Source organism: Enterobacter sp. Bisph1 (assembly GCF_000814905.1).
Lineage (GTDB): Bacteria > Pseudomonadota > Gammaproteobacteria > Enterobacterales > Enterobacteriaceae > Kosakonia.
This window is the reverse complement of record NZ_JXAG01000052.1, coordinates 153653-168295: the sequence shown is the minus strand read 5'-3', so window position 1 is coordinate 168295 and position 14643 is coordinate 153653. Positions and strand designations below refer to the sequence as shown.

The 14643-nt window shown below is 54.0% G+C and carries 14 protein-coding genes; all 14 read left to right on the top strand.

Translation table 11 applies throughout. The annotated features are described in order from the left end of the window. On the top strand, window positions 1-444 hold the full coding sequence (wzb, locus tag RW65_RS20130; protein WP_039058612.1) for a low molecular weight protein-tyrosine-phosphatase Wzb: 444 nt from the start codon (window positions 1-3) through the stop codon (window positions 442-444). A 2-nt stretch (window positions 445-446) separates the two neighbouring features. Next, window positions 447-2615 (top strand): tyrosine-protein kinase Wzc, encoded by a 2169-nt coding sequence (gene wzc / locus RW65_RS20125; protein ID WP_039058611.1) that lies wholly within the window; start codon window positions 447-449, stop codon window positions 2613-2615. A gap of 99 nt (window positions 2616-2714) precedes the next feature. After that, window positions 2715-3560 carry a colanic acid biosynthesis glycosyltransferase WcaA gene (wcaA, locus tag RW65_RS20120; RefSeq protein ID WP_039058610.1) on the top strand — a complete coding sequence of 282 codons (846 nt, stop codon included), beginning with the start codon at window positions 2715-2717 and terminating at the stop codon, window positions 3558-3560. After that, window positions 3560-4051, top strand: a complete 492-nt coding sequence (gene wcaB, locus RW65_RS20115; protein ID WP_039058609.1) for a colanic acid biosynthesis acetyltransferase WcaB — start codon at window positions 3560-3562, stop codon at window positions 4049-4051. Before wcaA ends, wcaB begins: the two co-directional genes overlap by 1 nt. Continuing rightward, the gene (gene wcaC / locus RW65_RS20110; protein ID WP_039058608.1) at window positions 4048-5265 is read left to right on the top strand and encodes a colanic acid biosynthesis glycosyltransferase WcaC; all 1218 of its coding nucleotides are present in this window, start codon (window positions 4048-4050) and stop codon (window positions 5263-5265) included. The genes wcaB and wcaC overlap by 4 nt, the downstream gene beginning before the upstream one ends. Then, a complete protein-coding gene (gene wcaD, locus RW65_RS20105; protein WP_039058607.1) occupies window positions 5240-6460 on the top strand; it encodes a colanic acid polymerase WcaD in 1221 nt (406 codons plus the stop codon). Before wcaC ends, wcaD begins: the two co-directional genes overlap by 26 nt. Window positions 6461-6473: 13 nt before the next feature. After that, entirely contained in the window at window positions 6474-7220 is a 747-nt protein-coding gene (wcaE, locus tag RW65_RS20100; protein ID WP_039058606.1) for a colanic acid biosynthesis glycosyltransferase WcaE, read from the top strand. Between the two features lie 22 nt (window positions 7221-7242). Beyond that, window positions 7243-7797 carry a colanic acid biosynthesis acetyltransferase WcaF gene (wcaF, locus tag RW65_RS20095; protein ID WP_039058605.1) on the top strand — a complete coding sequence of 185 codons (555 nt, stop codon included), beginning with the start codon at window positions 7243-7245 and terminating at the stop codon, window positions 7795-7797. 25 nt (window positions 7798-7822) lie between these two features. After that, on the top strand, window positions 7823-8944 hold the full coding sequence (gene gmd, locus RW65_RS20090) for a GDP-mannose 4,6-dehydratase (RefSeq protein WP_039058604.1): 1122 nt from the start codon (window positions 7823-7825) through the stop codon (window positions 8942-8944). A 2-nt stretch (window positions 8945-8946) separates the two neighbouring features. After that, on the top strand, window positions 8947-9912 hold the full coding sequence (gene fcl / locus RW65_RS20085; protein WP_039058603.1) for a GDP-L-fucose synthase: 966 nt from the start codon (window positions 8947-8949) through the stop codon (window positions 9910-9912). A gap of 2 nt (window positions 9913-9914) precedes the next feature. Continuing rightward, complete coding sequence (locus RW65_RS20080) at window positions 9915-10388, top strand: GDP-mannose mannosyl hydrolase (protein ID WP_039058602.1); 474 nt, start codon at window positions 9915-9917, stop codon at window positions 10386-10388. Beyond that, complete coding sequence (wcaI, locus tag RW65_RS20075; protein ID WP_039058601.1) at window positions 10385-11686, top strand: colanic acid biosynthesis fucosyltransferase WcaI; 1302 nt, start codon at window positions 10385-10387, stop codon at window positions 11684-11686. The genes RW65_RS20080 and wcaI overlap by 4 nt, the downstream gene beginning before the upstream one ends. Then, window positions 11683-13119 (top strand): mannose-1-phosphate guanyltransferase, encoded by a 1437-nt coding sequence (cpsB, locus tag RW65_RS20070; protein WP_039058600.1) that lies wholly within the window; start codon window positions 11683-11685, stop codon window positions 13117-13119. Before wcaI ends, cpsB begins: the two co-directional genes overlap by 4 nt. 106 nt (window positions 13120-13225) lie before the next feature. Further along, window positions 13226-14596 (top strand): colanic acid biosynthesis phosphomannomutase CpsG, encoded by a 1371-nt coding sequence (gene cpsG / locus RW65_RS20065; protein ID WP_039058599.1) that lies wholly within the window; start codon window positions 13226-13228, stop codon window positions 14594-14596. Window positions 14597-14643: the final 47 nt, after the last annotated feature.

Here is a 14643-nt window from a genome sequence, read left to right as displayed (position 1 = left end):
ATGTTCAACAAAATACTGGTGGTATGCGTGGGGAACATTTGCCGTTCCCCGACGGCAGAACGGCTGCTGAAAAAATACCAGCCCGCATTAACGGTGGACTCAGCCGGGCTGGGCGCGCTGGTTGGACATAGCGCAGATGCCGGCGCCGTCGCCGTGGCGGCGGATAATCAACTCTCTCTGGAAGGGCATTGCGCGCGACAAGTCACCGCTTCGATGTGCAGGGAATACGACCTGATTCTGGTGATGGAAAAACGCCATATTGCCCGCCTGTGCGAGATTGCCCCGGAAATGCGTGGCAAGGTCATGCTCTTTGGCCACTGGGATAATGAACGGGAGATCCCGGACCCGTATCGCAAAAGCCGTGAAGCTTTTGACGCGGTTTACACCTTACTTGACCAGTCTGCTCGCCAATGGGCGCAGGCATTGCAAGCTCAGCAGGGATAATAATGACAGAGAAAACACACCATTCGCATTCTGCTGCCCCGGCGGTGGGCAACGACGAAATCGATATTGGCCGTTTGATCGGCACCGTCATTGAAGCTCGCTGGTGGGTGCTGGGCATCACCGCGGTTTTTGCACTGTTCGCTGTCGTCTACTGCCTGTTCGCGACGCCTATCTACAGCGCCGATGCGCTGGTGCAGATCGAGCAGAATACCGGCAGTTCGCTGGTTCAGGACCTTAACAGCGCGCTGTCGAACAAGCCGCCGGCGGCGGATGCAGAAATTCAGCTGATCCAGTCACGTCTGGTGCTGGGGAAAACCGTTGACGATCTGGATCTGGATATTTCTGTGGTGAAAAACAGCTTCCCGCTGTTTGGCGCAGGCTGGGATCGACTGATGGGCCGGCAAAACGATACGGTGAAAGTCACCCGGTTTACGCTGCCCAAAGAGATGAACGATCAAACCTTCACCCTGAAAGTGCTGAGTCCAAAAGAGTATTTGTTAAGTAGCGATGGCGGCTTTGAAGCGCGTGGCGAAGTGGGCAAATCTCTGAACAAACAGGGCGTCACCATGGAAGTCAGCGCGATTAATGCAGCGAATGATAGCGAATTTACCGTCACCAAATACTCGACGCTGGGCATGATTAATAATCTGCAAAGTAACCTGACGGTCGCCGAAAACGGTAAAGATACCGGCGTACTTAGCCTGACCTATACCGGCGAAGATAAGGATCAGATTCGCGCCATCCTCGATAGCATCACCCGCAACTACCTGCAGCAGAACATTGCGCGCAAATCGGAAGAGGCGGAGAAGAGCCTGATCTTCCTTGATAAGCAGCTGCCAGAAGTACGCAGTAAGCTGGATGCGGCTGAGGAAAAACTCAACAGCTATCGCCAGCGCAAAGACTCTGTGGATCTGCCGCTGGAAGCGAAATCGGTCCTCGACTCGATGGTTAACATCGATGCGCAGATAAATGAACTGACGTTCCGCGAAGCCGAAATCTCCAAGCTCTACACCAAAGTCCATCCGGCTTACCGCACGCTGCTGGAAAAACGTAAAGCGCTGGAAGATGAGAAAGAAAAACTGAACAGCCGCATTACCGCGATGCCGGAAACGCAGCAGGAGATTGTCCGCCTGACGCGTGATGTCGAATCCGGTCAGCAGGTATATATGCAGCTGCTGAATAAACAGCAGGAGCTGCGTATTACCCAGGCGAGCACCGTCGGCGATGTGCGTATTGTCGACCCGGCCATTGCCCAACCTGGCGTGCTGAAGCCGAAGAAAGTGCTGATTATTCTTGGCAGCATTATTCTCGGTCTGATTGTCTCTATTGTCGGCGTGCTGCTGCGTTCGTTGCTGAACCGCGGTATCGAAAGCCCGCAGGTGCTGGAAGAAAACGGCATCAGCGTATATGCCAGCATTCCGCTGTCGGAGTGGCAAAAAGCGCGTGATAGCGTCAAAACCATCAAAGGGGTTAAACGCTATAAGCAGAGCCAGTTGCTGGCGGTGGGTAATCCGACAGATCTGGCTATCGAAGCGGTGCGCAGCCTGCGAACCAGTCTGCATTTCGCCATGCTCCAGGCTAAAAACAATGTTCTGATGATGACCGGGGTCAGCCCGTCGATTGGTAAAACGTTTGTCTGCGCCAACCTTGCGGCGGTGATTAGCCAGACCAATAAACGCGTGCTGCTGATCGACTGTGATATGCGTAAAGGTTACACCCATGAACTGCTGGGAACCGATAACCTCAACGGTCTGTCTGAAGTGCTCGCCGGGAAAGGGGCAATCGAGAGCTGCGCAAAACCGACCTCGATCGGCAACTTTGATCTGGTACCGCGCGGTCAGGTGCCGCCGAACCCCTCAGAACTGCTGATGAGCGAACGTTTTAGCCAGTTACTCCAGTGGGCCAGCAGCCAGTATGACCTGGTGCTGATTGATACCCCGCCAATCCTCGCGGTAACGGATGCCGCCGTGGTTGGCCGTCACGCGGGCACCACGCTGATGGTGGCGCGTTACGCGGTGAACACGCTGAAAGAGATCCAGACCAGCCTGAGCCGCTTTGAACAAAACGGTATTGAGGTGAAAGGCGTGATCCTGAACTCCATTTTCCGCCGTGCAACGGGTTACCAGGATTACGGCTACTACGAGTACGAATACAAATCCGATTCGAAATAACCCGATCTTTACCTCTTCCCTCAAGGCACCCCGCTTTTTCCCCTCGGGAAAAGGCGGGGTGAGGGCAAAAGCGGCATGTTGAACGCATAGGGACGCATCATGAGCACAACAGCAAACCCATTAATTTCAATTTATATGCCAACCTGGAACCGGCAACAGCTGGCGATCCGCGCGATTAAATCCGTGCTGCGCCAGGACTACCCGCACTGGGAAATGATCATCGTCGATGACTGCTCCTCAAGCTTCGAGCAGCTGCAGCAGTTCGTCGAGGAGCTTAACGATCCGCGCGTCAGCTATACGCGTAACGCCTTTAACTCTGGTGCCTGCGCGGTACGCAATCAGGCGATTTTGCAGGCCCACGGCGAGTTTATCACCGGCATTGATGATGATGATGAGTGGACGCCGAATCGTCTCACCGTATTCCTGGCACACAAACATCTGTTGAATACCCGCGCGTTTTTGTACGCCAACGATTATGTCTGCCAGGGCGAAGTCTATTCGCAACCGGCGAGCTTACCGCTGTATCCGAAATCGCCGTTCTCGCGCAAGCTGTTCTATAAACGCAATATTGTGGGCAATCAGGTCTTCACGTATGCCTGGCGTTTTAAAGAGAGCCTGTTCGATACGCAGCTGAAGGCAGCGCAGGATTACGATATTTTCTTACGCATGGTGGAAGAGTACGGCGAGCCGTGGAAAATCGAAGAGGCCACGCAGATCCTGCACATTAACCACGGTGAAATGCAGATCACCTCGTCGCCGAAAAAATTTTCCGGCTATTTCCACTTTTACCGTAAGCACAAAGCAAAATTCGATCGTGCCAGTAAAAAATACCAGCTGTTTACCCTTTATCAGATCCGCAATAAGCGCATGAACTGGCGCACCTTAGTGACGCTTTTCTCGTTGCGTAATGGCAAACGACTGGCTGACGGGCTGCGGGGGAAATAATGCGTCTGGAAGATTTTCGCGCTAATCACTGGAACTTGCGTCCGTGCTGCATGGTTGCGGCCTACCGAATCGCCCACTTTTGCTCCGTCTGGCGCAAAAAGCATGTCATCAACAATATCTGGGCGGCACCGGTCATTTTGTTGTACCGCTTTGTTACCGAATGCCTGTTCGGCTATGAGATTCAGGCCGCAGCTACGATTGGCCGCCGCTTTACCATCCATCATGGCTATGCAGTAGTCATCAATAAAAACACCGTCGCCGGTGATGATTTCACCATTCGCCATGGCGTAACCATTGGTAACCGCGGGGCGGACAGCCTGGCGTGCCCGGTGATTGGCAACAACGTCGAACTCGGGGCCAATGTGGTGCTGCTCGGCGATATCACCATTGGTAATAATGTCACCGTCGGCGCGGGCAGCGTAGTGCTCGACAGCGTGCCGGATAACGCGCTGGTGGTCGGTGAGAAAGCGTGGGTGAAGGTGATTAAATGAATATTATGCAATTTAATGTGCGTCTCGCCGAAGGCGGCGCGGCGGGCGTGGCGCTGGATCTGCACCAGCGCGCCCTGCAACAGGGTTTCTCCTCCCGGTTTATTTACGGCTATGGCAAAGGCGGCAAAAAAAGCGTCAGCCACGATAACTATTCCCAGGTCTATAAACAGACGCCGCGGCTGACCTCCATTGCTAACCTGGCGCTGTTTCGCCTGTTTAACCGTGATGTTTTTGGCACCCTGAACAACCTTTATCGCACCGTCACCCGCACTAATGGGCCGGTAGTACTGCACTTTCATGTAATGCACAGCTATTGGTTGAATCTGGACTCACTGGTGAGCTTCTGTCAGAAAGTGAAAGCCCATAAGCCGGATACCACCTTTGTCTGGACCCTGCACGATCACTGGAGCGTCACCGGACGCTGCGCCTTTACCGACGGTTGTGAAGGGTGGAAGGATAACTGCCGTAAATGTCCGACACTGGACAACTATCCGCCGGTAAAAATCGATCGCGCCCATCAGCTTGTCGGCCATAAACGCCAGCTTTTTAACCAGATGCTGGCGCTGGGCTGCCAGTTTATCTCCCCCAGCCAGCACGTGGCGGACGCCTTTAATAGCCTCTACGGCGCGGGGCGCTGTAGCATTATTAATAACGGTATTGATGTGGCGACCGAAGCGATTCTTGCTGAACTCGCGCCGGTGAAAGTCACCGCAGGTAAGCCCAAAATTGCCGTGGTAGCGCATGATTTGCGTTACGACGGCAAAACCAATCAGCAACTGGTGCGTGACATTATAGCGATGAACGAGCGTGTGGAGCTGCACACGTTCGGTAAGTTTTCGCCCTTTGAAGGCAACAATGTCATCAACCACGGTTTTCTCACCGACAAGCGCAAACTGATGAGCGAACTCAACGAGATGGACGCGCTGGTATTTAGTTCCCGCGTTGATAACTATCCGTTGATTCTGTGTGAAGCGCTGTCGATTGGCGTACCGGTGATTGCTACCCACAGCGATGCGGCGCGTGAAGTGCTGCAAAAATCCGGCGGGAAAACCTTTAGCGAACAAGAAGTGCTGTCGCTGGTGCAGTGCCAGAAAGCAGAAATCGCCCAGGCGGTATTTGGCGAAAGCCTCGACGCGTTCCGTGCGCGCAGCCGCCAGGCTTACAGTGGCCAACAGATGCTGGAGGAGTATGTCTCGTTCTATCAAGGTCTGTAGCTACCTCCTGCTGCCGATTATCTACCTGCTGGTCAACGTTAAGATCCTGCAGCTGGGCGAAAGCTTCCCGATAACCATTGTCACCTTTTTACCGGTATTGCTGCTGCTGTATGTTGAGCGCATCAACCTGAAAAAATTGATGATTGCGTTGGGCATTGGGGCAGGGTTAACGCTGTTTAACTTTATTTTCGGTAAGTCGCTGGACGCCAGTAAATATGTAACTTCGACGATGCTGTTTGTCTATATCGTGATCATTATCGGCATGGTGTGGAGCATCCGCTTCAAAACGATTTCTCCACATAACTACCGGAAGATTTTGCGCTTTTTCTACTGCGTCGTGTTCTTTGTGGTGCTGCTGGCGGCGATGGAGATGGCGCAGATTATCCTCACCGGCGGCAGTAGCCTGATGGAGACGATTTCGAAATATCTCATCTACAGCAACAGTTACGTGCTGAATTTTATCAAGTTCGGCGGTAAGCGTACCACCGCACTTTATTTCGAACCGGCGTTCTTCGCTCTGGCGTTAATCTCAATTTGGCTTAGCATCAAACAGTTTGGTATCAAAACGCCAAAGACCGATGCTATGATTTTGGCAGGGATAGTGCTTTCGGGATCGTTTTCAGGGGTAATGACATTTATCCTGTTCTATCTGCTGGAATGGGCTTTCCAGTATCTGAACAAAGAGGCGATCCGTAAAAAGTTGCCGTTAGCAATTATTTCACTGGCTGTGTTTGTGGTGGGCATTGTTTTTGCCTTTCCATATATCTCAACACGACTCGGCGATTTAGGCACCGAAGGCTCTTCCTCGTATTACCGTATTATCGGTCCGCTGGTGATGGTGGGATATTCACTGACCAATATTGATGGTGTAGTAAGATTTGGCTCACTTTACGAATATGTCGCATCATTCGGAATCTTTAACGGTGCGGACGTCGGAAAAACAATAGACAATGGGTTGTATCTGCTAATCATTTATTTCTCATGGTTGGCGGTATTACTGACCGGATGGTACCTGTCTAAAGTTGGCAAAATGACGATAAATGCCTTTGGCAACAATCAGAATTTTCGCGTTCAACTTTACTTGTTCACTCCGATATCTTTGTTTTTTACGGGGTCTATTTTTAGCCCGGAATATGCGTTTTTAATCGTTTGTCCTTTTATTCTGCGCAAGGCGTTGAATATAGTGGCTACATGATGAGGTGGGTCAAATGCTGCTAAGTGTTATTACTGTCGCGTTTCGAAATTATGAAGGTGTGATGAAAACCTGGCAGTCGCTGGCTCACCTGGCGAAAGCAAAGAATATCGAATTTGAATGGATTGTGGTTGATGGCGGTTCACAGGACGGTACTGAGGAATTTCTTAAAAATCTCAACGGACAGTACAACCTGCGCTACATCAGCGAACGCGACAAAGGCATCTATGATGCTATGAATAAAGGGATTGATATGGCCGCGGGCCGCTTTGCGCTGTTTCTTAACTCTGGCGATATATTCCATGAAGAAATCGTGGATGTTGTAAACCAGCTGGATAATGAAAAAGAGAACGCGATGTATATTGGTGATGCGCTGCTGGATTTCGGCGATGGCACCAAAGTACGTCGTAGCGCAAAAAGCGGTTGGTATATTTACCACAGCCTGCCGGCCAGCCATCAGGCAATATTTTTCCCGGTAAAAGGTCTGAAAACTTACCCCTACGATCTGCAATTTAAAGTCTCTTCCGATTACGCATTAGCAGCCAGAATGTTCAAGGCAGGTTTTCCGTTTAAACGACTGAAAGGTCTGGTTTCTGAATTTTCGATGGGCGGCGTATCAACCTCTAATAATCTTGAATTATGTCAGGATGCCCGCAAAGTGCAGCGTACGATTTTACGCGTGCCGGGATTCTGGGCACAGTTGTCATATATGTTGCGTTTAAGGACAACCGGCAAAGCAAAGGCCTTATATAACAAAGCGTAGTGCTCAGATATAAGGAAAAACTATGCAGGATTTACAAGGATTCTCCGTGCCGAAAGGCTTTCGGGGCGGCAACGCTATTAAGGTTCAACTGTGGTGGGCAGTTCAGGCGACATTATTCGCATGGTCCCCGCAGGTGCTGTATCGCTGGCGCGCATTTCTGTTGCGTTTATTTGGCGCAAAAATTGGCAAAGGCGTGGTAATTCGTCCGTCAGTAAAAATTACCTATCCGTGGAAATTAACTTTGGGCGATTACGCCTGGGTAGGCGATGACGCAGTGTTATATACGCTGGGCGATATTTCTATCGGCGCGAATTCAGTGGTTTCTCAGAAATGTTATTTGTGCACCGGCAGTCACGATTATATGAGCGCGCATTTTGATATTAACGCGACGCCCATCGTGATTGGTGAGAAGTGCTGGCTGGCGACAGATGTGTTTGTCGCGCCGGGCGTCTCCATCGGCGACGGGACGGTAGTCGGTGCGCGCAGCAGTGTTTTTAAATCGCTTCCGGCAAACGTGATTTGCCGGGGCAATCCCGCAGTGGTGACGCGCGAACGCGTTGAAAAGGTAACTCCCTAACAGGGACTATTGAGGAAAATAAATTATGTCTAAAGTCGCTCTCATCACCGGCGTAACCGGGCAAGATGGCTCTTATCTGGCGGAACTGCTTCTGGAGAAGGGTTACGAAGTTCACGGTATCAAACGCCGTGCTTCCTCATTCAATACCGAGCGTGTGGATCATATCTACCAGGATCCGCACACCAGCGACCCGAAATTCCATTTGCACTACGGTGACCTGACCGATTCCTCCAACCTGACGCGCATCCTGCAGGAAGTGCAGCCGGATGAGGTGTACAACCTGGGCGCCATGAGCCACGTTGCCGTGTCGTTTGAATCGCCGGAATACACTGCCGATGTCGATGCCATGGGTACGCTGCGTCTGCTGGAAGCGATTCGCTTCCTCGGTCTGGAAAAGAAAACCCGCTTCTATCAGGCGTCCACTTCTGAGCTGTACGGCCTGGTGCAGGAAATCCCGCAGAAAGAGACCACGCCGTTCTATCCGCGCTCTCCGTACGCAGTGGCCAAACTCTACGCTTACTGGATAACCGTAAACTACCGTGAATCCTACGGCATGTATGCCTGCAACGGCATCCTGTTCAACCACGAATCTCCGCGCCGTGGCGAAACCTTCGTGACCCGTAAAATTACCCGCGCTATCGCCAACATCGCTCAGGGTCTGGAATCCTGCCTGTATCTCGGCAACATGGACTCCCTGCGTGACTGGGGCCATGCCAAAGATTACGTCAGAATGCAGTGGATGATGCTGCAGCAGGAACAGCCAGAAGATTTCGTTATCGCTACCGGCGTGCAGTACTCCGTGCGTCAGTTCGTGGAAATGGCCGCCGCTCAGTTGGGTATTAAACTGCGCTTTGAAGGCACCGGCGTGGAAGAGAAGGGCATCGTGGTTTCTGTTACCGGTCATGACGCACCGGGCGTGAAACCGGGTGATGTGATTGTCGCCGTTGACCCGCGCTACTTCCGTCCTGCTGAAGTGGAAACCCTGCTCGGTGACCCGACCAAAGCACACGAAAAACTGGGCTGGAAACCGGAAACGACTCTGCAGGAAATGGTTTCCGAGATGGTGGCAAAAGATCTGGAAGCAGCGAAAAAACACTCCCTGCTTAAGGCCCACGGTTACGAGGTTGCCATCGCGCTGGAGTCCTGAGCATGAGCAAACAACGTGTATTTGTGGCTGGCCACCGCGGGATGGTGGGGTCAGCCATCGTACGCCAGCTTGAGCAGCGTGCGGATATTGAACTGGTTCTGCGCTCGCGCGAAGAGCTGAACCTGCTTGACGGCGCGGCGGTGGAGGCGTTTTTCGCCTCCCAGCGTATCGACCAGGTTTACCTGGCGGCGGCGAAAGTCGGCGGTATTGTGGCGAACAATACCTATCCGGCGGACTTTATCTACGAAAATATGATGATTGAGAGCAACATCATTCATGCCGCGCACAAGCACGACGTGAACAAGCTGTTGTTCCTCGGTTCGTCCTGTATTTATCCGAAGCTGGCGCATCAGCCTATCGCTGAAAGCGAACTGCTGCAGGGCACGCTGGAGCCGACTAACGAGCCGTACGCAATTGCGAAAATTGCCGGCATCAAGCTGTGCGAATCCTACAACCGTCAGTATGACCGCGACTATCGCTCGGTGATGCCGACCAATCTGTACGGGCCGCACGACAACTTCCACCCGAGCAACTCGCACGTTATTCCTGCGCTGCTGCGCCGCTTCCATGAAGCGACTCAGGAAAATGCGCCGGATGTGGTGGTGTGGGGCAGTGGTACACCGATGCGTGAATTTCTGCACGTCGATGATATGGCTGCGGCCAGCATTCACGTTCAGGAACTGGCGCGCGAAGTGTGGCAGGAGAATACCGAAACGATGCTGTCGCATATCAACGTCGGCACCGGCGTGGACTGCACCATCCGTGAGCTGGCGCAAACTGTGGCAAGCGTGGTTGGCTACAAAGGGCGCGTGGTGTTCGACGCCACTAAACCCGACGGTACGCCGCGCAAACTGCTCGATGTGACGCGCCTGCATCAGCTTGGCTGGTATCACGAGATCTCACTGGAAGCCGGGCTTGCGAGCACCTACCAGTGGTTCCTTGAAAACCAGCATCGGTTCCGGGGGTAAGCATGTTTTTGAGTCAGGAAGATTTTGCCACCGTGGTGCGTTCCACTCCGCTGATCTCCATCGATTTAATCGTGGAAAACCAGCGCGGCGAGTTTTTACTCGGCAAGCGTACTAACCGCCCGGCGCAGGGATACTGGTTTGTCCCGGGCGGACGCGTGCAGAAGGACGAACCGCTGGCGGCCGCTTTCGAGCGACTGACTCAGGCGGAACTGGGACTGCGCCTGCCGATGTCGGCAGGCGAGTTTTACGGCGTCTGGCAGCACTTCTATGACGACAACTTTTCCGGGCCGGAATTTTCCACGCACTACATCGTGCTGGGCTTTCGCCTGCGTGTGAACGAAGAGACGCTCGCGCTGCCGACGGATCAGCACAATGACTACCGCTGGGGAAGCCCGGAGTCGCTGATTGCCGATCCGCTGGTGCATGACAACAGCCGCGCCTATTTCCTCGATGCGCAGGGAGTACCGGGCTTATGAAAATCCTGGTCTATGGCATTAACTATTCGCCGGAGCTAACCGGGATCGGTAAGTACACCGGCGAAATGGTGGAATGGATGGCCCGTCAGGGCCATGACGTGCGCGTGATTACCGCGCCGCCGTACTACCCGGAATGGAAAGTCGGCGAGCATTACAGCGCCTGGCGCTGGCGCAAAGAGCAGGGTGCCGCCACGGTATGGCGCTGCCCACTGTATGTTCCGGCGCAGCCATCGACCTTAAAAAGGCTGCTGCATCTGGGCAGTTTTGCCTTCAGCAGTTTCTTCCCGTTGATGGCGCAACGTCGCTGGAAACCGGATCGCATTATCGGCGTTGTGCCAACGCTGTTTTGCACGCCTGGCATGCGCCTGCTGGCAACACTGAGCGGTGCGAAAACCGTGCTGCATATTCAGGATTATGAAGTGGACGCCATGTTAGGGCTAGGCATGGCGGGCAAAGGTAAGAGCGGTCGGGTGGCTAAGCTGGCGACCGCCTTTGAACGCAGCAATCTGCTCCACGTCGACAATGTGTCGACCATCTCCCGCTCAATGATGAACAAAGCGCGAGAAAAAGGTGTGGCGGCAGAGAAACTGATTTTCTTTCCCAATTGGTCCGAAGTGGCGCGTTTTCGCGATGTCGACAGTGAAACTGTCGCACAGCTGCGTCGCACCCTCGGCCTGCCGGATGACAAAAAAATCATTCTTTATTCCGGCAATATTGGTGAAAAGCAGGGGCTGGAAAACGTCATTGAAGCCGCAGCGAAGCTGCACAACCAGCCGTGGCTGTTTGTGATTGTCGGCCAGGGCGGCGGCAAGGCACGACTGGAAAAAATGGTCGGCGATCGCGGGCTTACCAATGTGAAATTCTTGCCGTTGCAGCCTTATGACGCGCTGCCGGCGCTGCTGAAAATGGGTGATTGCCATTTGGTGATCCAAAAACGCGGCGCGGCGGATGCAGTGTTGCCTTCGAAGTTAACCAATATTCTGGCGGTGGGCGGCAACGCAGTCATCACCGCAGAAGAGAGTACCGAATTAGGCCAGCTGTGTTTAACCACGCCTGGCATTGCGGTCTGCGTGGAACCGGAATCCGTTGAAGCGCTGACCTGGGGCATTGAGCGCGCGCTGGCGCTGCCCAAAGACAACACGGTGGCACGTGAATATGCCGAACGCACGCTCGAGAAAGAGAACGTGTTAAGCCAGTTTATTGCAGATATCAGCCCGCAAAGCCCGGAGCCCGTGCATGCCCGCGAAAGCGCGCCTGACGGCGAACTGCGCTTTGATGGTAATGGGGATAAATCATGAGTCAAACACAACTCTATCCGGTGGTGATGGCTGGCGGCTCTGGCAGCCGTCTGTGGCCGCTGTCCCGTGTACTTTACCCTAAACAGTTTCTCTGCCTGAAAGGCGAGCTCACCATGTTGCAAACCACCATCAGCCGTCTTAACGGCGTCGAGTGCGAAAGCCCGGTGGTGATTTGCAACGAACAGCATCGCTTTATCGTCGCAGAGCAGCTGCGTCAGCTGCATAAGCTGACGGAGAACATCATTCTGGAACCGGCGGGTCGTAACACCGCACCGGCCATCGCTCTCGCTGCGCTGGCGATCACCCGTCACCATCCGGACAGCGATCCGCTGATGCTGGTGCTGGCGGCTGACCATGTGATTCAGGACGAAGAGGCGTTTCGCACTTCCGTGCGCAACGCGATCCCCTTCGCCGACGCGGGCAAGCTGGTGACTTTTGGGATCGTACCGGATCTGCCGGAAACCGGTTATGGCTATATCCGCGGCGGCGCGGTGTCAGCCGGTCAGGTTGATGCGGTGGCGTTTGAAGTGGCGCAGTTTGTCGAAAAACCGAATCTCGAAACGGCGCAGGGTTATGTTGCCAGCGGTGAATATTACTGGAACAGCGGTATGTTCCTGTTCCGCGCCGGTCGTTATCTGGAAGAGCTGAAAAAGTATCGCCCGGATATTCTCACCGCCTGTGAGAAAGCGATGGAAGCCACCGACCCGGATATGGACTTTATCCGCGTCGATGAAGAGTCGTTCCTCGCCTGCCCGGAAGAGTCGATTGACTACGCGGTAATGGAAAGAACCGCCGATGCGGTGGTGGTGCCGATGGACGCTGGCTGGAGCGATGTTGGCTCGTGGTCCTCGCTGTGGGAGATAAGCCAGCACACGCCGGAGGGAAACGTCCATCACGGCGACGTGATTAGCCACAAAACCGAAAACAGCTATGTGTATGCGGAATCGGGGCTGGTGACGACCGTCGGCGTGAAAGATCTGGTAGTGGTGCAAACCAAAGACGCGGTGCTGATTGCCGATCGCAACGCCGTGCAGGATGTGAAAAAAGTGGTCGAGCAGATCAAAGCCGATGGTCGTCACGAACACCATATTCATCGCGAAGTATACCGCCCGTGGGGGAAATACGACTCCATCGATTCCGGCGATCGCTATCAGGTGAAGCGTATCACCGTGAAGCCGGGCGAGGGCCTTTCCGTACAGATGCATCATCACCGTGCTGAGCACTGGGTGGTGGTAGCCGGTACGGCAAAAGTAACCATTGACGATGAAGTGAAACTGCTGGGCGAAAACGAGTCTATCTATATTCCGCTCGGCGCGCGTCACTGTCTGGAAAACCCCGGGAAAATCCCCCTCGATCTGATTGAGGTGCGCTCCGGTTCGTACCTTGAAGAGGACGACATTGTGCGGTTTGCCGACCGTTACGGCCGTATTTAATACCCGCGCCGGATAACGTAACGGTTACCCGGCTTATAAATTCAAAATCAACATGATATGGCCATACTGCGGTCAAGGCTGACTGTTGCCTGAAGAAGAGGTAATAATGGAAAAATTAACCTGTTTTAAAGCTTACGATATTCGCGGCAAGCTGGGCGAAGAACTCAACGAAGATATTGCATGGCGTATTGGCCGCGCCTATGGGGAATACCTGAAGCCGGACACCATTGTGCTCGGCGGCGATGTGCGTCAGACCAGCGAAGCGCTGAAGCTGGCGCTGGCAAAAGGCTTACAGGACGCCGGTGTTAATGTGCTGGATATCGGTCTTTCCGGCACGGAAGAGATCTATTTCGCCACTTTCCATCTTGGCGTTGATGGCGGTATTGAAGTCACCGCCAGCCATAACCCGATGGACTATAACGGCATGAAGCTGGTGCGCAAGGGCGCACGTCCGATCAGCGGCGATACCGGGCTGCGCGATGTGCAACGCCTGGCGGAAGCCAACGATTTCCCGCCGGTCAACCCGGCGAAACGCGGCAGCTATGAGCAAATTAATCTGCGCGATGCCTATATCGATCACCTGCTGGGCTATATCGACACCAACAATCTGCAACCGCTGAAGCTGGTGATTAACTCCGGTAACGGTGCGGCAGGTCCGGTCATTGACGCCATTGAGGCCCGCTTTAAGGCGCTGAATGTGCCGGTGACGTTTATCAAAGTCCATAACGAGCCGGACGGCACCTTCCCGCACGGTATTCCTAACCCGCTGCTGCCAGAGTGCCGCGCCGATACCCGCAACGCGGTGATTGAGCATAACGCAGATATGGGGATTGCCTTTGACGGCGATTTCGACCGCTGCTTCCTGTTCGACGGCGATGGGCAGTTTATCGAAGGCTACTACATTGTCGGCCTGCTGGCGGAAGCGTTCCTCGAAAAACACCCTGGGGCGAAAATCATTCACGACCCGCGCCTGTCATGGAACACCGTCGACGTGGTCGGTCGCGCAGGCGGTACGCCAGTAATGTCGAAAACCGGCCATGCCTTTATTAAAGAGCGGATGCGTGAAGAGGACGCCATTTATGGCGGCGAAATGAGCGCGCATCACTACTTCCGTGACTTTGCCTACTGTGACAGCGGCATGATCCCGTGGCTGCTGGTAACCGAACTGCTGTGCCTGAAGGGTAAAACTCTGGCGCAGCTGGTCAGCGACCGCATGCTGGCGTTTCCGGCCAGCGGCGAAATCAACCGCAAACTGGCGGATCCGGCGACGGCTATCAACCGCGTTGAGCAGCATTTCACGCCGGGCGCGCTCTCCATCGATCGCACCGACGGTATCAGCATCGCCTTTGCTGACTGGCGCTTCAATCTGCGCTCGTCTAATACCGAACCGGTTGTGCGTTTGAACGTGGAATCACGGCGCGACGTGGCGTTGATGGAAGCGCGAACGCAGGAAATTCTGGCGCTGTTGAATCAATAACTATAAGGCGTTCCTCTCCCCGATGTCGGGGAGGGGCAACATACAGG